22 protein-coding genes are annotated in these 24,848 nt (G+C 35.3%); 12 read left to right on the top strand and 10 right to left on the bottom strand.

Features of this window, described 5'->3' with window-relative positions:
• The first annotated feature begins 1 nt into the window (after position 1).
• On the top strand, positions 2 to 1,840 hold the full coding sequence (gene dxs, locus FIT70_RS01930; protein ID WP_139930434.1) for a 1-deoxy-D-xylulose-5-phosphate synthase: 1,839 nt from the start codon (positions 2 to 4) through the stop codon (positions 1,838 to 1,840).
• A 35-nt stretch (positions 1,841 to 1,875) separates the two neighbouring features.
• Entirely contained in the window at positions 1,876 to 2,667 is a 792-nt protein-coding gene (gene folE2, locus FIT70_RS01925) for a GTP cyclohydrolase FolE2 (RefSeq protein ID WP_139871130.1), read from the top strand.
• A 16-nt stretch (positions 2,668 to 2,683) separates the two neighbouring features.
• On the opposite strand, the gene FIT70_RS01920 is transcribed toward folE2, so the two are convergent.
• The 3 genes from FIT70_RS01920 to FIT70_RS01910 all read right to left on the bottom strand — a co-directional run bounded on the left by FIT70_RS01920 (position 2,684) and on the right by FIT70_RS01910 (position 5,584).
• Entirely contained in the window at positions 2,684 to 3,853 is a 1,170-nt protein-coding gene (locus FIT70_RS01920; RefSeq protein ID WP_139930432.1) for an MFS transporter, read from the bottom strand.
• Complete coding sequence (aroC, locus tag FIT70_RS01915; RefSeq protein WP_139867142.1) at positions 3,853 to 4,938, bottom strand: chorismate synthase; 1,086 nt, start codon at positions 4,936 to 4,938, stop codon at positions 3,853 to 3,855. The genes FIT70_RS01920 and aroC overlap by 1 nt, the downstream gene beginning before the upstream one ends.
• Before the next feature lie 109 nt (positions 4,939 to 5,047).
• Positions 5,048 to 5,584, bottom strand: coding sequence for a pseudouridine synthase (locus FIT70_RS01910; protein ID WP_139867140.1), 537 nt, complete (start codon positions 5,582 to 5,584; stop codon positions 5,048 to 5,050).
• Between the two features lie 20 nt (positions 5,585 to 5,604).
• On the opposite strand from FIT70_RS01910, the gene icd reads away from it, so the two are divergent.
• Positions 5,605 to 6,843, top strand: a complete 1,239-nt coding sequence (icd, locus tag FIT70_RS01905; protein WP_139879304.1) for an NADP-dependent isocitrate dehydrogenase — start codon at positions 5,605 to 5,607, stop codon at positions 6,841 to 6,843.
• 40 nt (positions 6,844 to 6,883) lie between these two features.
• On the opposite strand, the gene FIT70_RS01900 is transcribed toward icd, so the two are convergent.
• The 7 genes from FIT70_RS01900 to FIT70_RS01870 all read right to left on the bottom strand — a co-directional run bounded on the left by FIT70_RS01900 (position 6,884) and on the right by FIT70_RS01870 (position 13,288).
• A complete protein-coding gene (locus tag FIT70_RS01900; RefSeq protein ID WP_046487297.1) occupies positions 6,884 to 7,087 on the bottom strand; it encodes a cold-shock protein in 204 nt (67 codons plus the stop codon).
• Positions 7,088 to 7,261: 174 nt separating this feature from the next.
• The gene (locus FIT70_RS01895) at positions 7,262 to 7,981 is read right to left on the bottom strand and encodes a DsbC family protein (RefSeq protein ID WP_139867136.1); all 720 of its coding nucleotides are present in this window, start codon (positions 7,979 to 7,981) and stop codon (positions 7,262 to 7,264) included.
• Positions 7,982 to 9,148, bottom strand: coding sequence for an FAD-dependent monooxygenase (locus FIT70_RS01890; protein ID WP_139884244.1), 1,167 nt, complete (start codon positions 9,146 to 9,148; stop codon positions 7,982 to 7,984).
• The gene (locus tag FIT70_RS01885) at positions 9,145 to 10,305 is read right to left on the bottom strand and encodes an FAD-dependent monooxygenase (protein ID WP_139884243.1); all 1,161 of its coding nucleotides are present in this window, start codon (positions 10,303 to 10,305) and stop codon (positions 9,145 to 9,147) included. Before FIT70_RS01885 ends, FIT70_RS01890 begins: the two co-directional genes overlap by 4 nt.
• Positions 10,302 to 11,612 carry an aminopeptidase P N-terminal domain-containing protein gene (locus FIT70_RS01880; RefSeq protein WP_139930429.1) on the bottom strand — a complete coding sequence of 437 codons (1,311 nt, stop codon included), beginning with the start codon at positions 11,610 to 11,612 and terminating at the stop codon, positions 10,302 to 10,304. The genes FIT70_RS01885 and FIT70_RS01880 overlap by 4 nt, the downstream gene beginning before the upstream one ends.
• Before the next feature lie 9 nt (positions 11,613 to 11,621).
• Positions 11,622 to 12,305, bottom strand: coding sequence for an N-acetylmuramate alpha-1-phosphate uridylyltransferase MurU (gene murU, locus FIT70_RS01875; protein ID WP_139884242.1), 684 nt, complete (start codon positions 12,303 to 12,305; stop codon positions 11,622 to 11,624).
• Positions 12,306 to 12,307: 2 nt separating this feature from the next.
• On the bottom strand, positions 12,308 to 13,288 hold the full coding sequence (locus FIT70_RS01870) for an aminoglycoside phosphotransferase family protein (protein ID WP_139884241.1): 981 nt from the start codon (positions 13,286 to 13,288) through the stop codon (positions 12,308 to 12,310).
• A 192-nt stretch (positions 13,289 to 13,480) separates the two neighbouring features.
• Between FIT70_RS01870 and FIT70_RS01865 the strand changes: the two genes are divergently transcribed.
• The 9 genes from FIT70_RS01865 to FIT70_RS01825 all read left to right on the top strand — a co-directional run bounded on the left by FIT70_RS01865 (position 13,481) and on the right by FIT70_RS01825 (position 24,846).
• Positions 13,481 to 15,769 (top strand): LPS-assembly protein LptD, encoded by a 2,289-nt coding sequence (locus tag FIT70_RS01865; protein ID WP_139930427.1) that lies wholly within the window; start codon positions 13,481 to 13,483, stop codon positions 15,767 to 15,769.
• Positions 15,770 to 15,776: 7 nt separating this feature from the next.
• Positions 15,777 to 17,093, top strand: coding sequence for a peptidylprolyl isomerase (locus FIT70_RS01860; RefSeq protein WP_139930425.1), 1,317 nt, complete (start codon positions 15,777 to 15,779; stop codon positions 17,091 to 17,093).
• A gap of 9 nt (positions 17,094 to 17,102) precedes the next feature.
• Positions 17,103 to 18,086: a 4-hydroxythreonine-4-phosphate dehydrogenase PdxA gene (gene pdxA, locus FIT70_RS01855; protein ID WP_139930423.1), complete on the top strand. Its 984-nt coding sequence runs from the start codon at positions 17,103 to 17,105 to the stop codon at positions 18,084 to 18,086.
• On the top strand, positions 18,083 to 18,847 hold the full coding sequence (gene rsmA, locus FIT70_RS01850) for a 16S rRNA (adenine(1518)-N(6)/adenine(1519)-N(6))-dimethyltransferase RsmA (RefSeq protein ID WP_139884237.1): 765 nt from the start codon (positions 18,083 to 18,085) through the stop codon (positions 18,845 to 18,847). The genes pdxA and rsmA overlap by 4 nt, the downstream gene beginning before the upstream one ends.
• A 67-nt stretch (positions 18,848 to 18,914) precedes the next feature.
• Positions 18,915 to 19,565, top strand: a complete 651-nt coding sequence (gene adk, locus FIT70_RS01845; RefSeq protein WP_139874306.1) for an adenylate kinase — start codon at positions 18,915 to 18,917, stop codon at positions 19,563 to 19,565.
• A 7-nt stretch (positions 19,566 to 19,572) separates the two neighbouring features.
• Positions 19,573 to 22,026: a leucine--tRNA ligase gene (gene leuS / locus FIT70_RS01840; RefSeq protein ID WP_139884236.1), complete on the top strand. Its 2,454-nt coding sequence runs from the start codon at positions 19,573 to 19,575 to the stop codon at positions 22,024 to 22,026.
• An 81-nt stretch (positions 22,027 to 22,107) separates the two neighbouring features.
• On the top strand, positions 22,108 to 22,515 hold the full coding sequence (locus FIT70_RS01835) for an LPS-assembly lipoprotein LptE (protein ID WP_189340864.1): 408 nt from the start codon (positions 22,108 to 22,110) through the stop codon (positions 22,513 to 22,515).
• Between the two features lie 3 nt (positions 22,516 to 22,518).
• Positions 22,519 to 23,547: a DNA polymerase III subunit delta gene (gene holA / locus FIT70_RS01830; RefSeq protein WP_139874303.1), complete on the top strand. Its 1,029-nt coding sequence runs from the start codon at positions 22,519 to 22,521 to the stop codon at positions 23,545 to 23,547.
• Between the two features lie 39 nt (positions 23,548 to 23,586).
• Positions 23,587 to 24,846: a glutamate-5-semialdehyde dehydrogenase gene (locus FIT70_RS01825; protein WP_139930419.1), complete on the top strand. Its 1,260-nt coding sequence runs from the start codon at positions 23,587 to 23,589 to the stop codon at positions 24,844 to 24,846.
• Positions 24,847 to 24,848: the final 2 nt, after the last annotated feature.

The raw sequence follows: 24,848 nt of genomic DNA, 5'->3' as shown, positions 1-24,848 counted from the left end.
CATGAATCTCCTTGATAAAATTAATTCACCAAAAGATTTAAAAAAACTCACACGCATCGAGCTTGTTACATTATGTGATGAGATAAGAAGCTTTATTATTGAAAGCGTTTCAAAAACAGGTGGTCATCTTTCATCAAATCTAGGTGTTATTGAACTTACTGTTGCACTCCATTATGTTTTTGATTGTCCTCAAGATAAATTTATATGGGATGTTGGGCATCAAACTTACCCCCATAAAATTCTGACTGGTAGAAAAAAGAAAATGGGCTCTTTAAGAGCTTTGGATGGAATTTCAGGTTTCCCAAAAATATCAGAAAGTGATTATGATATTTTTGGGACTGGGCACTCAAGCACTTCAATTTCAGCTGCTTTAGGCATGGCCGAAGCTCTTAAAAAGAAAAATTTAGATCACAAAGCAATTGCAATTATTGGGGATGGCGCCATGACTGCCGGCATGGCTTTTGAAGGCCTTAATAATGCTGGCGACTCAAAAAATAATATCTTGGTTATTTTAAACGACAATGATATGTCAATTTCTAAAAACGTAGGTGCGCTTAATAACTATCTAGCAAAGCTCATGTCAGGCAATCTTTATGGAAGTATTAAACGTTCGAGTAAGGCAGTTTTATCAGCCATCCCTCCTATGCTTGAATTTGCAAAGCGTGCTGAAGAACATGTGAAAGGTATGGTAATTCCAGGTACTTTATTTGAGGAGTTTGGGTTTAACTATATTGGCCCTATTGATGGTCACGATCTTAACGCACTGGTTGATACCCTAAATAATCTTAAGGCACTTCAAGGGCCACAGCTCCTTCATGTGGCAACCCAAAAAGGATTTGGTTATGAGCCTGCAGAGACTGATCCCAATAAATTTCATGGTATAGGTCAATTCAGCTTGAGTGATGGCGCTCAGCCATTAAAAATAAAAAAGGCTACTTATACAGATGTCTTCGGGGATTGGGTTGTTGACATGGCTATGATTGATAAAAAGCTATGCGCTATTACCCCCGCTATGTTAGATGGATCTGGTCTAAATAAATTTTCTGAAAAATTTCCTGATCGTTTTTTTGATGTAGGCATTGCAGAACAACATGCAATAACTTTTGCGGCTGGGCTTGCCTGTGAAAATTACAAACCTGTAATTGCTATTTACTCAACTTTTCTTCAAAGAGCTTATGATCAATTCATACATGATGTTGCATTGCAAAACATTCCAATGCTTTTTGCAATAGATAGGGCTGGCATTGTAGGGCAAGATGGCCCGACACATTCAGGAAGTTTCGATTTATCGTTCCTAAGGTGTATTCCGAACATTCTTATTATGGCGCCAAGCAATGAAAATGAATGTCGGCAAATGCTTTTTACCGGATTTAAATTCAAAGGTATTTCAGTGGTTCGTTATCCAAGAGGTCCAGGTCCAGGATCTGCTATTAAATCTAAAATGACAGCTATTCCCATTGGTAAAGCTGAAGTTATAAGAAAAGGTCGCACGATTGCATTATTGGCTTTTGGTAATATGTTAGAGGAAGCTTTAAAAGCTGGAGACAAAATTAATGCTACTGTCGTGAATATGAGATTTATTAAACCACTCGATATTAAATTAATTAGAGATTTGGGCTCATCACATAAACTTCTTGTAACCTTGGAAGAAAATACAATATCCGGTGGCGCTGGTTCAGCTGTTTTAGAAGTCATCAGTGAATATGATTTAAAATGTCAATCGCTTCGCATTGGCATACCTGATAAGTTTGTCGAACAAGGGGGTCAGGAACAGTTACGTAAAAAATATGGTTTAGATGCAGCATCTATTATTAAATCAATTGAGAAAAAATTAACCTAGTGTTACACTCAAGTATTACTATTTAATTCTTTATTATGACTACAAGCGACCACATCTGCCCTATTGAAGACGTTCAAAACTCCCCTGATTTAAGGAGTTTGGATATTGACAAAGTTGGCATTAAATCTATAAAACATCCTGTACTGGTAAAAGATAAAACGGGTGGCGCTCAACATACTATTGCAACATTTAATATGTATGTATATTTGCCGCACAATTTTAAAGGCACGCACATGTCTAGATTTGTCGAGATCTTAAACATGAATGAGCGAGAAATCTCTGTTGAGTCTTTTGAAAATATCTTAAGAGAAATGATTAAGCGACTTGAGTCTAAATCATGCGATGTCGAAATGACATTTCCATATTTCATTAATAAAACTGCTCCTGTTTCTGGGGTCAAAAGTCTTTTAGATTATGAGGTAAGTTTTATTGGGAAAATTGTTGATGGAAAATTCAAAAACACAATTAAAGTCGTTGTTCCAGTGACAAGTCTTTGTCCGTGCTCAAAGAAAATTTCAGATTATGGTGCGCATAATCAAAGATCCCATGTTACGGTTACGGCTGAAATTAACAAATTTATTTGGGTAGAAGATTTAATTGAGCTTATTGAAAAACAGGCATCATCCGAGCTTTATGGTCTGCTAAAAAGACCAGATGAAAAATATGTAACTGAAAAAGCTTACGACAATCCTAAATTTGTAGAAGATATGGTAAGAGATGTAGCGGCTCAATTAAAACTAGAAAAAAGAGTTGATCACTTCATTGTGGAATCTGAAAACTTTGAATCTATTCATAATCATTCAGCCTACGCATTGATTGAAGGGTAATCCCAGCTAAATCAACCTATCCAAATATTTTATTGCCTTTAATTTCTAGTTTTAATCCAAACCAAATCACCATAAATCCAATCAGTGGTGATATAGCGGCAATCATAAATCCAATCTGACCGCCAAGATATTGTATTAAATAACCACCTCCCAATCCTCCAACGGTTCCACCAATGCCATAAGCTACGCTATTGTAAATTGCCTGTCCCCTTGTTTGATTTCGTCCTTTAAAAAAGTAAGCGATAACTTCAATTGATGCTGCATGAAAACTTCCAAAAGTTGCAGCATGAAACATTTGTGCAATGAATAATAAATATAAGCGATCAGGAGAGGCTCCGATTAGAATAAATCGAATCACACCTAAGAATAAACTCATCAGTAAAATTGTTTTAAGTGAGTAGCGACGTAAAATTTTTGGCATCAACATAAAAATCAAAATTTCACAAATGACACCAACTGCCCAAAGCCATCCTATGGTAGCACTGCTATATCCATGTTCCTTTAGGTAAATTGAATAAAAATTATAAAGCACTCCATGCGCTGAAACCATTAGAGTGCATCCGATTAAAAGTGCCACTACAGATGGTGTTTTGATAATCTTCCAAATAGGTACATGGTTTTTTTTATGGTGAATCTCTTGAGTTTCAGGAATAGTATTTGATAAGAAAAATATAATGGCTTGAGCTATCAATAAAACCCACAATAAAATATTAATGCCTTGAAGGTCTATTAAATATCCTAAGAATAAGGACGCTACAATAAATCCGATTGATCCCCATAGTCTTATTCTGCTGTAATGACCATCTGTAGTTGCTAAATGTGCAAGAGTTAAAGATTCGGCAAGTGGCAATGTTGAGCTCGTAAATAAACTTAATGCTGACATTACTAAAAAGATCCAAAAGAATCCCTTAGCCCAAAAAACACCGATAAACCCTATGAGGCCTAAAAATGACGTGAGCTTTATCCATTTAACTCGATGGCCTGTATGGTCAGCTAGCCAACCCCAAAGATTAGGAGCAACGATGCGGCTGATTTGGAACAAAGAGAGAAGAATGCCAATGCTAGAGGGTGAAAAATTTTCTGATTGTAAATAAATTCCCCAGTAAGGGACGAAAGAACCTACGAAGAAATAATAAAAAAAATAAAAGCGTGATAAACGCCAATGAAGATTGTGACTAGAACTCACTAAATTTTAGGTGTATGTGGAATTACATCGGCGTTTTGAGCTCGATGCCTTAATGCTTGATCGATAATAACCAAAGCCAACATAGCTTCAACGATAGGTGTTGCTCTAATGGCAACACAAGGATCGTGACGGCCTGTTGTTTGCATAAGAACGGCTTCACCTTTTGTGTTGATTGATTTTCTATCTTGAGGAATGCTTGAAGTTGGCTTAAAAGCCACATGAGCAATAATAGGCTGCCCAGTGGAAATACCCCCTAAAATACCACCTGCATTATTTGTTAAAAAGCCTTGTGGTGTTAGTTCATCACCATGCTCACTTCCTTTTTGAATGACCGAGCCGAAGCCTTCGCCAATATCAACGCCCTTTACAGCATTTATACTCATCATTGCATAAGCAATTTCAGCGTCTAATCTTCCAAAAACTGGCTCACCCAAGCCCACAGGTAAATTCTCAGCAACTACAGTAATTTTTGCGCCTACAGAATCTCTATCGGCACGAATGCTATCTAAATATTTTTCCAACTCAGGTACTTGATCAAGATTAGGACAAAAAAATGGATTTTGATTTACATCCTCCCACTTTTTAAATGGAATATTAACAGTCCCCATTTGGCTTAAATAAGCACGAATTTTTATCCCATATTTTTTAAGAAGCCATTTTTTAGCTATGGCACCAGCAGCAACCCTTACCGCCGTCTCCCTAGCGCTTGATCTTCCTCCGCCTCTATAGTCTCTTAGACCATATTTATGAGCATAAGTATAATCTGCGTGTCCGGGGCGAAATACATCTTTAATTTTTGAGTAATCTTGACTACGTTGATCTGTATTTCTAATAATAAAGCCTATAGGTGCACCTGTAGTTTTGCCTTCAAATACACCAGATAAAATCTCAACCTTATCTTCTTCGTTGCGCTGAGTCACATGCTTTGAGGTACCAGGTTTTCTTCGATCCAAGTCTATTTGCAAATCTTCTTCCGATAAATCTAATCCTGGTGGACATCCGTCTACAATACCGCCTATAGCGGCGCCATGGGATTCACCAAAAGAAGTGAGTGTAAATAATGTACCTAGAGTATTACCTGACATAGAGATGCTTCTTATAAATGTAGTTAAATTTTATCATAATCGGTTACTTATTAATGGAATAGCAATCCTTTAATCCGCAGCCCTTAAAGGCTGAATTAAAATTAATTTTTTATTCATGGATAATTTTATAGGTACCAGGATCTAATTCATCTAATTTATAAGTCCCAATCGCAAAACGAATTAATCTTAGGGTGGGGTATCCAATTTTTCCGGTCATTCTTCTCACTTGGCGATTTTTACCTTCAGATATTTTAATTTCTAGCCAAGTTGTGGGAATCATTTTTCTCTCTCTAATCGGCGGTATTCTTTCCCATAATATTGCGGGTTCATTTATCATTTTTACCTCTGCTGGTAATGTTTTAAAATCTCCCAAATCAACGCCTTTCCTTAATTCCTCCAAATCACTATCTTTCGGAGCACCCTCAACCTGAACCCAATAATTTTTTTGCATTTTGTATTTTGGATCACTAATTTGATGTTGAAATATCCCATCATCAGTTAGAATAATTAAACCTTCACTATCTGTGTCAAGCCTTCCAGCAGGATAAACATTAGGTATTGGAATAAAATCTTTTAAAGTTTTATGGTTGTCATGCTTACTAAACTGACAAACCACACCATAAGGCTTGTTAAATAATATTTTCATTAAAATAAAAGTGAGTATGAATGCTTAACAAAATTAATCTTCCAAAAAATGCATCAAAAATTACTGTTAACTCAAATTCAACTTTGAATGTTCCAGACCGTCCCATTATCCCATTTATTGAAGGCGATGGCATCGGTGTCGACATTACACCGGCAATGCTTAAAGTCGTCAATCAAGCCGTTTTAAAAGCTTATAACGGTCAAAAAGAAATTGCTTGGATGGAAATTTATGCTGGAGAAAAGGCTACAAAAACATACGATAAAGATACATGGCTACCTCAAGAAACTCTTGATGCTATGAAGGAGTATGTTGTATCTATTAAAGGCCCCCTCACAACGCCCGTAAGTGGTGGCATCAGATCACTTAATGTAGCATTAAGACAAGGGCTTGATCTTTATGTTTGCTTAAGACCCATTGAATACTTTGATGGCGTGCCAAGCCCCCTAAAAAATCCTGAAAAAACTAATATGGTTATTTTTAGAGAAAATACAGAGGATATTTACGCAGGGATTGAATGGCAGGCCTACTCTGAGGAATCAAAGAAAATTATTCAATTGATTTCGGAGTTGGGCTTTAAAAATAAAATTCGCTTCCCTGAATCAACAGCGATAGGAATTAAACCTGTTTCTAAAGAAGGAAGCCAAAGGCTAATAAAAAAAGCTATTGAATATGCTATTGAGCATAAAAAGAAATCGGTCACGCTCGTGCATAAAGGCAACATCATGAAATTTACTGAAGGTGGATTTAAAGAATGGGGATATGAATTAGCACGAGATGAGTTTGGTGCCAAAGCTATTGAAGGAAAGTCTGGTTTTAAATGTGATAACGGCCTCATCATCAAAGATTGCATTGCTGATGCCTTTTTGCAAGAAATTTTACTGCACCCTAACGAATACGATGTTGTAGCTACACTTAATCTTAACGGGGACTATATTTCGGACGCATTAGCAGCGCAAGTTGGAGGCATTGGCATTGCCCCAGGTGCTAATTTATCAGATTCGACTGTTATTTTTGAAGCTACCCATGGCACCGCCCCAAGCATTGCGGGTAAAAAAATTGCCAATCCCAGCTCTCTGATTCTTTCGGCTGAAATGATGTTAAGGCATATGGGATGGTCGGAGGCTGCTGGCATACTTTTATCAGCATTTAGAAAAACATTGGTAGCTCAAAAAGTCACTCAAGATTTTTCATCGCAATTAAATAATGTTGATGCGCTATCTACCGATAGCTTTGCTGATGCCATCATAAGTTATATGTAAAAAAAGCCCGCTTACGCGGGCTTATTTATTCAATTTGAAACTAAGCTTTATTTATATTTGAAGCTTGCTTGCCTTTTGGTCCGTCTGTAACGTCAAAAGTTACTCTTTGACCTTCTTTAAGACTTTTATATCCTGTATCTACGATTGCTGAGAAGTGAGCAAATAAATCATCACCACCATCATCAGGAGTAATAAAACCAAAACCTTTTGAATCATTAAACCACTTTACTGTACCTGTTGCCATTTCATAAATCCTTAACTTTAAACAAGGGAGGCCCCCCAAAAGTTTGAATCAAGAACTAAAGCACTACTTAAATATAAATTAAAGCTAGCTAAATAAAACTCGAAACCAAACACCTGGGAGCTTTTTTACGTTGTTTAGTCATAAATGTCAAGCTATTTGTTGCCTAAAAAAACCTTACAATTTGACGTTGTTTAATACTTTTTCTATCTCTTTATAGGGTTGAGCACCTAGCATTCGCTTACCATCAGAGAAAATAAGGGTCGGTGTAGATGTTATACCTAATTTTGATCCCAATTCCAGCACTTGCTCTGTCGGTGCTTCACAATTCGGCTTACCTGAAGGAAGTGTCTCATTAAGCGACCAATCAAGCCAAGCTTTTGAGCGGTCTTTAGCGCACCAAATAAGCCGTGATTTATTCTTAGCATCAGGATGCAATTTTTCAATTGGAAAAAGAAATGTATAAATCGTAATATTATTTATATGTGTAAATTCATTCTGCTCAAGCCTTTTGCAAAAAGGGCAATCGACATCTGAAAATACAACTAGCTTCCTCGAGCCATCACCTTTGATAGTTTTAATCGCTGAGGCAAGAGGGAGCGATGAAAAATCAATTTTAGTTAAATCCTCAAGACGCTCTCCTGTTAAATCCTTCTTTGTTTTTGGGTCAACAATTCGGCCTTCTGCGATAAGAAATGAAAATTTTTCATCTGTATAAATAATTTGACCGCCCATAAAGACTTCGTAAAGACCACTGTATGAAGTTTTCTTGATACTCTCAACCTTGTATTTTGGGTAAGAAGCTTCAATCATCTTTTTTAAATTGGCTTCATCTGCCATGGAATAGAAAGAAGGGAATAATAAAAGAAGTGCAGTAATTTTTTTTAAAGTTATCATTTAATGAATTGCTTTTTCTATAAGAATTTTTTTAATTAACTGATTTTGATTAATTTTATTGAGGCCAAAATTAATCGCAAAATCTAAAAAATCATTTTTAGCAGTGAAGAGAGAGCTTAATTTATCAGTTAAATAGCTTAAAGATAATATATCAGTCTTTCTATTACGGTTATATTTTTTAAGAAAAGATTTTAATCCAAGATCATGATGATATTTTTTATTTGAACTTAACAAATTATCAATTTCTATTGCATCTCTTAAGCCCAAATTTAAACCCTGACCTGCAAGGGGATGGATCTGGTGAGCTGCATCTCCAACAAGTAAAACGCGATCTGAAATTAATGATTTATTAATCTTCATATTTAAAGGAAAGTATTGGCGCTTTGTTATTAAAGTAATATCTCCAAAAATTTCACCTATTTCTTTTTTGAACATTTGAATGAATTTAGCATCAGTTAAGCTCTTATATTCTTTAAGCATCTCATTATTTAAAGAAAAGACAACAGAAAATTCATTGGTAAGTAAGGGTAGCAATGCCAATATACCGTGATGCGTAAATTTTTGATAAGCGCACCCTTGATGTGCTTTTGATGTTTTAACATTAAATATCATTGCTGTCTGATCAAAATCTTTATTCTTAAAATCTATAGATGACTGACTGCGCACCCAAGAATTCGAACCATCAGCGCCAATAGCTAATTTATATTGGCATTTATTACCATTCGCATAAATAAGATTTATATCTTCTACTCCGGCACTTAAGGATTCAACTTTGTTTGTTTTAATTTCCTTATAATCTATTTTGCTTATTCGGTGAATAAATGCTTTTTCGATGTCCTCATGGCTCACAATAAATGCAAGCTCATTCATTCCTACATCATCAGCATTAAATTTTAAAGATGAATTTTCTCTGTCTGAATAAACAATGATAGATCGCACCGATGATACTTCTTTCTTAGGCAAAAAATCCCATACGCCATTTTTTTCCAGCCATGTTTTAACGCCTGGGGTAATTGCATAAAATCTAGGATCAAAATCTTTTTTATGGATGGTTTTTGTTTCTGATAATAGCGTTGCCTTGATATCATATTTATCAATAGCAATTAAAGCAGCCATGCCCACAATACCTGAGCCTAAAATTAATACATCACTCGACTCTTGAATCATCTACCAAAACTCATTTTGTTGACTAAGAATTTTTTAATAGGCTTAAAGTTATCTAAAAGGGATAAACTAAATCCTCTTGTTATCGATAATCCAACTAAATCATTTGAAAAAATGCTTACCAAAGAATCCGTAAAGAAAAGTGTCTTTTTTGTCTCTAGCTTTCTAGAAGCATAATATTGATTAACAAATGGTTCGGAGCCTATATGAGCCAACTCTGTTTCATTCATTAATTTTGATAATGCATAAGCATCTCTGATGCCAGTATTAAAGCCCTGTCCAGCAACTGGATGCATTGTTTGTGCGGAATTACCGATAACCACTATGTTGGATTTCGGAAAGTCTTCAAGAACAATTTTTTTCAATGGGAAAGTAATAAATTCCTTGCAATCAAGAAATCTTCCAACTCTATCTCCAAAGTGCTCATGCAGTTTTTCTAAGAAAATATTTTTTTTATTTTTAGCCAGCGCTTGAATGTCTTTATCTTTACCTGTCCAAACTAATGAAAATTCTTCTGGTCCATTTGGTAAAAGTGCAATGGGTCCCATAGAAGTAAATCTTTCATAAGCCACATTGTTAGGGGGAATTTCTGAAATTACTTTCGTAACTAGTGCAGTGTGGTTATAACTAGTTTCTTTTCTTTTGAGGTTTTCAATTAAATCGGTCGTATTTTTTCCACCATCAGCCAATATTAAAAGTGGCGCTTCAAGAGGTAAATTTTTAGTCAGGCTATATAAAATGGATTTATCTTTTTTATTTTTGATAGCTGAAACTTTAAATTCGTAACTCACTTTTATTAATGAGGATTTACTAATTTCATCTTCAAGAGCTTTTGATAAGTCGCCATAAGACAAAACATAACCTAATGCCGGTAAATTATATTCATCCGAGGATAGCAATGTTCGTCCAAAGCTATTTTTTTGACTTGTGTGAATGCTTTGAATTGAAGTAATTTTTTTTTCTAGCAATCTCCATATTCCAAGATTTTCAAGAATCAGTCTCGTTCCATATGAAAGAGCTAATGCTCGCTTGTCTGAATGTGCGTCATTTTTTTTCCTTGCCTCTAGAAGATGTGAAGCTTTATTTTGCTTTGCTAGTAATAAAGATAAAATTAGTCCGACTGGACCAGCCCCCACAATGAGGTATTCTGACTTTTTCATTTTGCCATTAATGCTTCAATGGATTCTATTTTTTTTGGACTGTCTTTGGTAAGCACCTCATGCCCATCTTGCGTAACCAAGACGTCGTCTTCAATTCTAATGCCAATATTCCAAAACTCTTTAGGTACTTTTGAAGACGGTCTAATATAACATCCTGGCTCCACTGTTAAAGCCATGCCTGGTTTAAGCTGCTTCCATTCCTTTGAAACATTTTTATATTCTCCCGCATCATGAACATCAAGACCCAGCCAGTGCCCTGTTCTATGCATATAGAATTCTTTATAGGAGCCTGTTTCATAAATTTCTTCGCGGCTTCCTTGGCATAAACCAAAATCTCTAAAACCATCAATTAAAACTGATAAAGCTGCCTCATGAGGCTCATTCCAATGATGTTTCGGGGATATTTTTTCTAAGGCAGCGCTTTGAGCTTCTAATACCATTTGATAGAAATCTGTTTGTATTTTTGAATATTTTCCATTTGCAGGAAATGTTCTTGTTATATCAGATGCATATCCTTCTAACTCGCATCCAGCATCTATCAAAATAAGATCGCCATCTTTAATCTCATTATTGTTATTAATATAATGTAATGTGCATGCATTCCCACCAGCGGCAACAATAGATTGGTAAGCTGGTGAACGAATTCCTTGAGACATAAATTCATGCAAAATTTCAGCTTCAAGTTCATATTCATACATGTGAGGCTTTACAAATTTCATTGCGCGATTGTGGGCTAAAGATGCAATCTTTGCTGAGCGTCGCATTATGTCAATTTCGAAATCACTTTTTATGAGTCGCATTTCATCTGCTATATAGCTAATGTCTTCAATTTCATGAGGCGCCCGAACTCCAGCCCTGCCTTTTTCCCTTAATTGCTTTATCCAATCATTAATTTTTTGATCAATTAGAACGTCCTGACCTATTCGATGATATATTTTTTGATGTCCTGGAATTTCTTTTAAAACAATCTCATCTAGCAAGTTAATATCGTAAGCCTCATCAAATAGAAAAAGCTCTTTTGCTGCTTCTGGTCCGTATATAAAACCATTCCAAATTTCCATATCAACGTTTTTTTTTCGACAAAATAGAATCGTTTTTGGAGATTTTCCGCCTAAAATAACTAGCGCGGATTGTGGCTCATTAAACCCTGAGAAATAATGGAAATAACTATCAGGTCGATAAGGGTAATGGCTATCTCGATTTCTAATCGCTTCACTAGCATTAAAAATGATAGCTATGCCATCGCCAATTTTATTAGCTAAAGCATCTCTCCTTTTTTTGAATTCTTGATAATCTTTATTTTTCATGTTTTTAATTTAGCTTTTGAAATTGTTATTTTTTAGGAAGAAATTAATTTCTTCCAGTCTCTTTGGTGTGCCTATATCACACCAAATCCCATGATACTCTTCACCAGAGACAGATCCTGCATCAATTAATTTCTTGAGAATGGGCGCTAACTTCGCAACAGGCTCCATTTCAATCTCTTCAAAAATTTCTGGTCGATAAATAGCTAAGCCTGAGAAGGTTAATTTATTACCCCCCTCTAATGCAATGATGTTATCTTTTAAAACAAAATCCCCTTGCATATGATGCGGTGGATTTTTAACCATTATTAAGTGACCTTTAAACTTATCTAAGTTCATATTTTTTAATACAATGTAATCTAGGTCAGTAAATATATCTGCATTAACCACTAAAAATGGCTCATCACCCAAAAACGTTAGAGCTTTTTTTATGCCTCCTGCTGTTTCTAATGGAGTGCCTTCTCTAGAATAGTGGATCTTAAGGCTCCATTTTGATCCGTTGCCAAGATATGATTCGATCATTTCGCCTAAATATGCATGGTTAATGACCACTTCTTTAAAATGAGCCTTAGCTAATTTTTCTATATGCCAAACTATTAATGGCTTACCAGCTACTTCTAATAATGGTTTTGGTATTTGATCGGTCAAAGGACGCATCCTCTCGCCTTTGCCTGCCGCTAGAATCATAGCTTTCATAGTCATATCAAGCTTAATTTGTTAATCATTTTTAATAGAGGGTGCAATTCCCTATAGCGCTCACAAGCTCTTCGCAGATAATTTTCAACGGCTGGCAAATCGTTTAAATAATTTATTTTATGGTCTCTATAATTTAAGCGAGCAAAAATACCTAATACTTTTAAATGCCTTTGAACGCCCATCCACTCAAAATCTCTATAAAACTCTGCGAAATCTTCCTGAACTTTAAACCCGTTTTTCTTTGCTAATTCCCAGTATCTAATCAGCCAATCTATAACTTGCTCTTCTTCCCATGTAATGTAAGCGTCTTTAAATAGCGACACGAGATCATAGACAATAGATCCTTTAACCGCATCCTGAAAATCTAAAATGCCTGGATTTTTTCCATGCTCTCCATCACAGAACATCAAGTTTCTTGAATGAAAATCTCTGTGCACAAAAACTTCTGTATGGGACCGAATATTTTTAATAAGCAATTCAAAAGTTAAGTTAAGTATATTTTTTTCCGAATCATTCATTTCATAAGATTTATGGAATTTTAGATACCAATCAGGGAATAGTTGAAGCTCTTGCATCAACAATGAATCATCGTAGTGTTTAAGCGATGATGTATCAGCATTTTTTTGTATTTTAATAAGCGCTAAGTAAGCATCTTTATAGAGCGTTGATGCATTTTCATGGTTTAACTCCTCAAGGTAAGTTTTATTGCCTAAATCTGACAATAACAAAAAGCCTTCTTTCAGATCTGCCTCATGAATATTAGGTACATTTAGTCCCGCCTTAAAAAGAATATTTGCTATATCGACGAAGGGCTTTGAATTTTCTTTATCAGGCGGGGCGTCCATTAAGATGAAAGACTGATTATTTGAAATAATACGGAAGTAACGACGAAAACTGGCGTCTGAAGAAGCAGGATTTATTGTATATTCTTGATTTTTAAGACTATTATTTAACCATGTAGCAATCTGATTTTCGCGAGTCACAATAAAAAATACCTATAAATTTTTAAAAAAATTGTACGTTTTAAGCAATTAGCTTAATGAAGTAAGTTATATAACTACCTGATTATTAATAAATTTAAGTTGATAAAATAGCTAAAATATGAGATTTTAACGTTTATGAAATATTCAACATTAAAACTATAGCACCCCTACTTGCTCCTTCAGCAAAATTCCATGTTTAGAAAAACAATCTCACCGCTATGGCTAGTGTTTTTTATTCTTCCTCAGCTTTCATCTGCTGAAGACTTGGTAAGTGAAAAACAATCTTCAGAAATTTTTCAGGAATCAGTTGAAATTGAAGGGGATAGCCTTGAAACGCTTCTCGATAGAAAAATGAAAGCCAAAGGGAATGCTATTCTCAAAAAAGGCAATAAAACTATCAAAGCTGAAGTGATTGAGTATGATCAAATTTCAGAAAAACTCATTACACAAGGAAATACATCCATAGACCTAGAAAACATCTCTATTTCTGGCTCAAAGCTTAATTATAGATTAAGCGACCAGACTGGAAAGATGGAAGATGTGACCTTTAATATAAAGTCTGATAAAAAAGAAGAAACTATCGTTCAAAAAGGTATTCAAGTTACCAAACGTTATTATGACTTCCGAGGTGATGCTAAAGCAATTTTTTTTGAGGGTGAAAATAAGACAAAACTTGAATCCAGCAGATTAACCACGTGTGAGGTAGATTCCAATGATTGGTATATTAAATCTAAAAATATGGAAATTGATACAAAAAAAGACCGGGTAAAAGCCTCACATGCCTCGGTTGATTTCAAAGGGGTCCCGATATTCTATATGCCTAGCACAAGCTTTTCTCTCAATAAAAATAGACAATCTGGTTTCTTATCTTCAACCTTTGGCACCACATCTAAAAGTGGTTTTGAATTTCGCGTACCTTATTACTTTAATATTTCTCCTGATATGGATGCAACTCTGACAGCCAGGTATTTAGGTAAAAGAGGTCCCCTAGCGGATGGTGAATTTCGCTACCTAACCGAAAACTATTCAGGAATTAATCAACTTCAATATATGAATCATGATCAATCTAGCGGTCAAGATAATAGATATTTTTTAAAACTTACTCATCAGCATCAATTTGGTAGGGGTTGGTCGGGATCTTATGATCTTCAAAAAGTATCAGATAATACTTACTTTTCTGATTTAGCCACTATGATTCAAGTTACTAGCGTGGTCAATTTACCTCAAAGAGTAAATCTAAATTATTCGGGTGATGTTTGGAAATTAAACTTACTAACTGAAAAATATCAAACATTAACAAATGCATCAAATTCTCCATATCAAAGACTTCCACAAGTTAATCTCTCGGGGAAAAAAGACTACGATAATTTCACATTAGACCTTAAGTCACAATGGACTCTTTTTGAAAGGGATGATAAGTTCGCATCAACATTCACAGAAGCGCAAAAGATTACTGGGAGCAGATTTACAATGACTCCAGCAATCACTATTCCGCTAACCTCTGAATACGGATATATTAAACCGAAAGTTTCTGCAAATATTAGATCTTATAATCTTAACAATTCACCTGATAATAACAAAGATATAGTCACACCAATTTTCTCTTTGGATAGCGGTGTTTATCTCGACAGAAATATAAATTTTTTAAATCAAAATTATACAAACACGCTTGAGCCGAGATTATTTTATGTCTACATTCCATATAAAGATCAATCAGTATTGCCTAACTTTGACTCAGGCCTTGCAGATTTAAATATGCAAACTTTATTTTATGAGAATCAATACAATGGGCAAGATCGAATAAATGATGCAAATCAATTAACTGCATCATTAACATCTAAATTTTTAGATAAAAATGGTAAGGAGAGATTATCGGCCATAATTGCTCAAAGATATTATTTTGAAGACAGAAGAGTCTTTGGTAATGATCTTACAGAAGCTAAAAAAGCAAATTCAGATATTTTTATGGGTGCATCAGCAAAATTACCGAACTCACTTAACCTAGATGCAATGTTTCAATTTGACCCAACCTCTAACAATTTATTAAGAAGCACGCTAGGAAGTCGATATAATCCAGAGCCAGGAAAAATGCTCAATGTAAGCTATCGGTTGATTGATAATATTATTGATAATAATCAAGATTTAGAAGTTTTTAATGCGGCGGGTCAATGGCCTCTAGGAAACCGATTCTACTCTATTGGTCGTTACAATTATGACTTGAAGAGCTCGCAAACTATTGAAGTTTTAGCAGGATTAGAATACGACGGCGGCTGCTGGGTTGCAAGATCAATCTTTGACAGAATATCATTGCCAACAAGCCCGAATCCGAATTATGCATTTTTTATTCAGCTTGAGTTAAATGGCATTGGTTCCATAGGCTCGGACGCAAACAAATTAAATAACTTTTTATACAGGAATGTTCCAGGCCTCAGAAACGTCAATCAAATTCCTGATGTTAATCGTCAGGCAAACTTTAACTAATTCAAATATGCAACTTAAAAAAATAATATTTCTTTTAAAACTGATACTAACTCTATTTGGCTTAACACTTCTCTCACTCGGATACGCAAAGTCTGAAAATGGAATTAAAAAACTTGATCGAATTATTGCTGTTGTTGATCAAGATGTCATCACAGAAAAAGAGTTGCAAGAAAAAATTAATTCAGTGATTGGCAATCTAAAAAATCAAAAAATTGAAATCCCATCAGAAAGTGTTTTAAGGAAACAAGTAATAGAAAGATTGATTGCGAATAGTATTCAAATTCAACTTGCTAATCAAACTGGATTAAGGATTAGTGACGCTCAAGTTGATAAAACTATTGAACGTATTGCGGAAAAAAATAAGCTTAATGTGGTTGATTTTAAAAAAACATTAGAAAAAGATGGTACTAATTTTTATAAGTTTAGAGAAGAGATTAGAAATGAAATCACGATTGCACAATTAAAAGAGCGTGAGGTTGATAGTAAAATAGTAATTACAGATGGAGAAATTGATAATTTCTTAAATGCTCAATCAAAAGAAATTCAAGATGAGTTCGAGGTTGCTCATATTCTGATTCGCGTTCCTGAGGACGCGTCTCCTGAAAAACTTGAGAAGTTAAAAAATAAGGCTGAGGAAGCCGCTAAGCAAATTCAATCAGGTAAAAATTTCACACAAGTTTCTGCAGCATTTTCGGAAACACCCAATGCACTTGAAGGCGGCAATCTTGGATGGAAAAAAGCCTCAGATTTGCCAACATTATTTGTGGATGCTCTTAAGAAAACAGAAGTAGGTTCGCTTAGCCCTATTTTAAGAAGTCCTAATGGCTTTCATATCCTTAAATTAATTAACAAAAAAGGATCAAGTGGCCCGGTTGTTGTGGAGCAAACGCATGTAAGGCATATTTTAATTAAGCTTTCTGAAATTACCTCAGAAAATGAGGGGCGTCAAAAATTGATCGGCATTAAAGAGCGATTAGAAAATGGTATAAAGTTTGAGGATATGGCAAAGCAATATTCGGAAGATCCGTCTGCAACCAATGGTGGAGATCTAGGATGGATCAATCCAGGAGATACTGTGCCTGAATTTGAAAAAACAATGAAACAGCTTAATATAAATCAAATCAGCGATCCGATTAAAACTCCATTTGGATGGCATCTTATTCAAGTTCTTGAAAAAAGATCTCAAGATATGTCGAAAGAATCGGCTCGAATGCAAGGTAGACAGCAAATTAAAATGCGTAAATCTGAAGAAGCCTATCAAGATTGGCTGCAGGAATTAAGAGATCGCTCTTTTGTAGAGCTTCGCTTAGAAGACAACTTTTAATTTCTTATTTTGACTGCTTTTAAGCCACATATAGTCATAAGCTCAGGCGAACCTGCGGGCATTGGTCTTGATCTTTGCGTTCTGCTTAGTACAAAAAAATTTCCAGCATTTATTACAGTGGTTGGCGATAAAAATGCTTTAACTGACAGAGCTGCTCGTCTCAATAAATCGATTACATTATATGAAAATGTTCCTATAGAACATAAAGGTGATCACTCACTTTCTATTCATCATATTCCTGCTTGCGAAAACATTCAGACAGGACTACTTAATCCTAAGAATAATCAATATGTTCTTGATGTCCTAAACTTTGCACTAGATGGCTGCTTAAATAAATCTTTTGATGCACTTGTAACAGCTCCTATCCATAAAAGCATTATCAATGAAAGTCAGCCTTTTACCGGCCATACTGAATACATTGCGCATTATACTCAAGCCAAAAATGAAGTTATGATGCTCGCTTCTAAAACTATGAAAGTCGCACTTGTGACAACACATGTGCCTTTATCGCAAGTAAGTCACTTGATTACATCAGAAAAGCTTGAGCAAACAATAAGAACAATTCATCGCGACCTTATTCATCGTTTTAAAATAAACAATCCTGCAATTTTTGTCGCAGGCCTTAATCCTCATGCAGGTGAAAATGGCGTTTTAGGTTTAGAAGAAATTAATATTCTCACGCCTGTTATCAGCAAATTAAAATGCGAAGGCATGTTAATTGAAGGGCCACTTCCAGCAGATACACTTTTCACGGAAAAATATATTCAAAAAGCTGACTGTTTTTTGGCAATGTATCATGATCAAGGTCTTGCAGTATTTAAACATGCTAATTTTGGCTTAGGTGTGAACGTTACCCTTGGCCTTCCGATCATTAGAACCTCAGTTGACCATGGAACCGCTATCGATCTTGCTGGTCAAGGTAATATAGACCCAAATAGCTTTTTTAGTGCGATTGATTTGGCAATTGATTTAGCTCAAAAATCTCACGCATGAGACATATTCCTAAGAAAAAATTTGGGCAAAATTTTCTCAAAGATGCTTCGATTATTCATTCAATTATTCAATCAATCAACCCTCTTCCAGATGATATTCTTATTGAAATAGGTCCTGGTCTTGGAGCGCTTACAAAACCTCTACTCGAAAAATGTCCTCATTTGTTAGCGATTGAACTTGATCGAGATATTGTAAGTTGGATGGAAAATGAATACCCCAAAAAAAGCATTACCATATTCAATGAAGATGTTCTAAATTTTAACTTTCATCAATTTCATCAAAAAGTCAGAATTGTAGGTAATTTACCTTACAACATTTCAACGCCCATTCTATTTAAATGTATTGAAAATATTCAAATTGTAAAGGATCTACATTTTATGTTACAAAAAGAAGTTGTAGATCGCATGATCGCCATCCCCTCGTCTTCCGAATATGGGAGACTATCAGTGATGCTTCAATATTATTTTTCAATTGAGCGTTTGGTTCAAGTGCCTAAAGAGGCATTCGAACCTGAGCCTAAAGTCGAATCATCTTTCGTAAGGCTTATTCCTTATGAGCAATACCCTTTTATAGCAAACAATATCAATCAGTTTGGAAAGATTGTTAAGGAAGCTTTTTCTCAAAGAAGAAAGACTATTCGCAATACACTTAAATCCTTTATTAACGAAAATGATTTTGAAAAAATAGGTATCAATCCGCAGTTAAGAGCCGAAAATTTATCAGTATCAGATTTCGTAAATATTTCAAATTATCTAGATTAATTTATACAGACTAATTGCCATGTGAAATGAACATCGGCTGATATAATTAAGACTTAAGGAGAGATATATGAGAATTATTCTACTAGGAGCGCCAGGCGCTGGTAAAGGCACTCAAGCCCAGATACTTAAAGACAAATTTAATATCCCCCAAATATCAACTGGCGACATGCTTCGTGCTGCTATTAAAGCAAATACAAAATTAGGGCTTGAAGCTAAGCAATTTATGGATAGTGGCGCACTTGTTCCGGATCAACTAATTATTGAATTAGTTAAAGAGCGGATACAAGATAGTGATTGTAAACAAGGCTTCTTGTTAGATGGTTTCCCTAGAACTATTCCTCAAGCCGAAGCAATGAAACAGGCTTCGATTATGATAGATATAGTCATTGAAATTGATGTGCCAGATAACGTCATTGTAGAGAGATTAAGTGGACGAAGGACGCATATTGCTTCAGGTCGCATTTATCATATTCATAATAATCCACCTAAAATTCAAGATCAGGATGACATCACAGGTGAGCCTCTTATTCAAAGAGATGATGATAAAAAAGAAACCATTCTAAAACGTCTTGATGTTTATCATACCCAAACGAAACCACTTGTTAATTATTATTCAAAATGGGCAATGTCTGAAAATCAAGATCTTCGCTATATTAAGATTAACGGCCTCGGTGATGTTAAAGACATTCAAAAAACAATTTTTGATCAAATTAATTAATTAGCATATGCAACCCAACTATCCTTTCAAAGGTATTGAAGAAGAAGTTCAGTCCTATTGGGATCAAGAACATACATTCTCTGTTTCGGAAGACTCTAAAAAACCAAAATATTATTGCCTTTCTATGTTCCCTTACCCAAGTGGAAAACTTCATATGGGGCATGTTAGAAATTACACGATCGGCGATGTATTAAGCCGCTTTCATCGCATGCTTGGTTTTAATGTGTTGCAACCTATGGGCTGGGATGCTTTTGGTTTGCCTGCAGAAAATGCAGCATTACAAAATAAATCTGCTCCTGCTGCTTGGACCTATAGCAATATTGATTACATGAAACACCAGTTGAAACAGCTAGGCCTTGCAATCGACTGGAAAAGAGAAATTGCAACATGTCGACCAGGGTATTACAAATGGGAGCAATGGTTATTTACTGAACTCTTTAAGAAGAAATTAATTTACAAAAAAATTTCTACGGTTAATTGGGATCCCGTGGATCAAACTGTCCTTGCTAATGAACAAGTAATTGACGGAAAAGGATGGAGATCTGGCGCTGTTATTGAGAAAAAAGAAATCCCTCAGTATTTTATGAAAATTACTGAATATGCGGATGAGCTTCTAAGGGATTTAGATGATCTTGAAGGCTGGCCAGAACAAGTCAAAACCATGCAAAGAAATTGGATTGGTAAAAGTCATGGTTGTGAAATTGAATTTACCATTAAAGATCACGCTGATCCTCTTAAAGTCTTCACCACCAGGCCAGATACACTTATGGGTGTCACTTACTTAGCTATTGCCGCAGAACACCCACTTGCTTCATTAATTAAAAAAAATAATCCTGCAATTGAAACATTTATTAACGAATGCACAACAGGCAGCGTCGCTGAGGCTGATATTGCAACTGCAGAGAAAATAGGTATCGACTCTGGATTTCGAGCTATTCACCCTATCACACAAAAAGAAGTGCCAATTTGGATCGCCAATTATGTACTTATGAATTATGGTTCAGGAGCGGTGATGGCGGTTCCTGCGCATGATGAAAGAGATTTTCAATTTGCAAAAAAATACAACCTTAACATTGAACAAGTTATTGAGCCAATTGATGCAAAAACAACCAACCTTGCTGAAGCTGCTTTTACTGATTACGGACGGTTAATTAATTCGGGTGAATTTAATGGCTTGGAATTTCAAGAGGCATTTGATGCCATTGTTAATAAATTAATCTCTCTCCATAAAGGCAAAAAAACAACGCAATTTAGATTGCGTGATTGGGGGATTTCAAGACAGCGTTACTGGGGATGCCCAATACCCATTATTAAATGTTATTCATGTGGCGAAGTGCCTGTGCCAGAAAAAGATTTGCCTGTAGTGCTTCCCGAATCCATCGTTATGCATGGTGTTGGATCTCCTATTAAACAAGATGAATCTTTTTATAAAACAACCTGTCCTTCCTGCGGCAAGCCAGCTGAAAGGGAAACAGATACGATGGATACTTTCGTAGAATCATCTTGGTATTTTGCTCGCTATCCAAGTTATAACAATCAAAATGCCATGGTCGATGAAAGAAGTAATTACTGGATGCCTGTTGATCAATATATTGGTGGCATTGAGCACGCCATCTTGCATTTATTATATGCACGCTTTTTTAATAAACTTTTAAGAGACCTTGGCCTCATTAAACATTCTGAGCCATTTAAAAATCTTTTGACGCAAGGCATGGTATTAAAAAATGGTACCAAAATGTCAAAATCAAAAGGTAACACTGTTGACCCTCAGTCACTCATTGATCAATTTGGCGCTGATACTGCTAGACTATTTATCATGTTTGCAGCCCCTCCGGAACAAAGCTTAGAATGGTCTGATAGTGGTGTTGAGGGAGCCAATCGCTTCCTAAAACGGCTTTGGAAAACCGTTTATGACCATCATGCTAGAGGCAAAATTGAGCCTTATAAAGAAGGCGAACTCTCGGCTCAAACAAAGAATTTAAGATTCGAGCTTCATCACACTATACAAAAAATTACTGATGACATTCAAAGAAGGCATAGTTTTAATACAGCTATATCTTCTGTAATGGAGCTAATGAATACTTTTGCAAAAGTTGAAGATAATGATCTTGTAACGCTTTCAGTAAAACAAGAAGTCATACAAAATGTAATTTTGTTACTCAACCCTTTCGTGCCGCATATATGTCATGCCCTATGGAATCATATTTTTAATGCTCCTATTGATAAAGAGTTATGGCCCAAAACTGACCCTAACGCATTAATTAAAAACGAATATGCTATGGTGATCCAAGTGAACGGAAAACTCAGGGGAAATATGCTAGTATCAACAGGTCTTGAGCAAAAAGATATTGAGCGGATGGCCCTTGAAAATGAAGACGTTAAAAGATTTATTAGCCATGAAAATAGTGTTAAAAAAATGATATTTGTACCTAAAAAACTCATTAATATCGTCACAGGGTAAATGATGAATACTATACATAAAAAATTTATAACGCTGCTCACACTTGTAATCATAACTAGCTGTGGATTTCATTTGAGAGGCATGACAGAAATATCATTTAAAACAGTCAGCATAGAAGGTAAGGATTTAAGCTTTACAAAAAATCTCAAAAAAGCCTTAACTAGCAATAAAGTGGCTATTGTTCTTCCTACAGAAAATCCAGAATTAAGAATTGAGCTTCTTAGTGAAGAGAGTGAAAAAAGAATTTTATCTTTAAGTGGACAAGGTCTTGTTCGAGAATTTGAAATTTTCTATAGGATTCGTTATCGAATTAAAACTCCAGATAGCGAAACTTGGAGTCAAGAAAATGTTCTAGAATCACGTCGGGACTTTACTTATAGCGACTCGAATGTTATTGGTAAAGAGGAAGAAGAAAGACAGCTTAACGAATCTATGCGTATTGAAACTATTACAAATCTATTCAACCAAATTCAGCTTAGTAAAAAATAACTAATGGTAGCATTTGATTCGGAAGCTCTTAAAAAAGAGCTTCAAAAAAATCAGGGATCAAAATTTCTTCTTTTAGGAGATGAGGCTCTTTCAAGAAAAGAAGCTTTCGACATCCTACGTCAATTCGCTAAAGAACACTCTTACTTAGAAAAATTGAGTTTCAATGTTGACCGCTATTTCAAATGGGATCAATGTGCCTCGTCCCTTTCATCTCAAGGCTTATTTTCTCAAAAGCGCATTATTGAAATCGTTATTCCCTCAGGAAAAATAAATGAAGAAGGTGGCGAATTTTTTTATGAAATTCTGCAAAATTTTTCTCAAGACGACCTTCTTATTGTTCAATTACCTCAAACAGAGAAAGAAACCAAGCAGCAGAAATGGTTTAAAGATCTTGAAAAAATTGCTTACACAATTAGGCTTGACGAAATCAAACCAGCTGAAATTCCTTCTTGGTTAAAAAAAAGAGCTTTATTATTGTCTATAACTCTAGATGAGGAGAGTATTCAGCTTATTAGTCATTTCGTTCATGGGAATATGCTTGCCGCAGATCAAGAATTAAATAAATTAGCATTGCTTTTTCCAAACCAACCTATTTCGTACGAAAAAGTTTCTCAATCTATCTCCAATGTATCTCGTTATGACGCTTTTGAACTCACTGAATATGTATTAATTGGTGATCAGATGAAAACGTTATCGACACTTAATTTTTTAAAGGAAGAAGGTCAAAACCCAATTAGCATTACAAGCTCACTTTCATGGGTATTAAAACCCATGCTTGAAATAAAAGAGCTTGATTTTAGAGGTCAATCTTTAGAAAGTCATCTTACAAAATCAAGAATATTTGGAGACAAACTTATATATGTTAGGAAAGCACTTTCTTTTTTTTCGGCTAAGCATTTAAGAGCGGCTATTCAAAAGCTATCCGAAATCGATAAAATATCAAAAGGTGTTTCCCATGGGGATGCTTGGTTAGAGACAGATAGGCTTTGTCTAGGACTTGCAAAAATAGCATCTCGAAGTCGAAAAATTTGATCCTATACAAGTTAATTTCTTAACGCGTATAATTCACACATGACAAATATAAATCAATATCTTAAAAAAATTGGCCTAGAAGGGAAAAAAGCTTCACGCTTGATGGCTAAAGCATCAACACAACAAAAGAATGATGCATTGACTCATCTCATTCAGCTTTTGAATACAAAAGCAAAAACTATTCTGAAAGCCAATAAGAAGGATATCCAAGTAGCTAAAAAAAATAAATTAGATCGCGCTTCTATCGAGCGCCTTATCATTTCAACTAAAACTATTGATTCGATGATTAAAGGCATACAAGGTATTGTTGATCTTAAGGATCCTATTGGTGAAATTATGCATTTGAATACACGGCCATCAGGTATTCAAGTCGGTCAAATGCGTGTAGCTCTTGGTGTTATAGGTATGATTTATGAATCTCGTCCTAACGTCACCATTGATGCAGCGAGTTTATCTATCAAATCTGGAAATGCCATTATATTAAGAGGTGGTAGCGAAGCTATTCACTCTAATATTGCTTTAAGCAATATTATTCATGAGGCACTTAAAAAAGCCGGTCTTTCAGTTCAGGCTGTTCAGGTGATTGATTCAACCGATAGATCGATAGTTGAAGCTATGATTAAACTTGATAACTACATTGATGTGATCATTCCAAGGGGCGGCAAAAGCTTAACTAAGATGATTAGCGATGAGGCAACTGTGCCTGTCATTAAACACTTAGATGGAAATTGCCACGTCTTTGTAGATAAAAATGCAGATTTAGATAAAGCACTTCAAATTATTGAGAACTCTAAGACTCAAAGATTGGGAACATGCAATACGACCGAATCACTTTTAATATCTAAAGACATTGCGCGAGATTTTTTACCTAAAATTGTGAAAATGCTGCATCAACATAAAGTTGAGGTTCGTGGCTGCAAAGAAACTTTGAAACTTGTAAGGGGTATTAAAGCAGCAAGTGAAGATGATTTTTATACCGAATACCTTGATGCAATTATTTCATGCAAGATTATCGATGACGTTGACGATGCAATTAATCATATCAATCAATATTCTTCTCATCATACAGATGCTATCGTTACTGAAAACTATGGACACGCTATGCGATTCTTAAAAGAAGTCGATTCAAGTAGCGTTATGGTTAATGCTTCAACTCGTTTTGCTGATGGCTTTGAATATGGCCTAGGTGCTGAAATAGGCATTTCAACAAATAAATTACATGCAAGAGGTCCTGTAGGGCTTGAGGGACTTACTTCGCTAAAATATATCGTATTAGGTAATGGGCATATACGTAAATAAGG

The organism is Candidatus Methylopumilus universalis, assembly GCF_006364435.1.
Taxonomy (GTDB): domain Bacteria; phylum Pseudomonadota; class Gammaproteobacteria; order Burkholderiales; family Methylophilaceae; genus Methylopumilus; species Methylopumilus universalis.
This window is presented reverse-complemented; position numbering and strand designations above follow the sequence as displayed.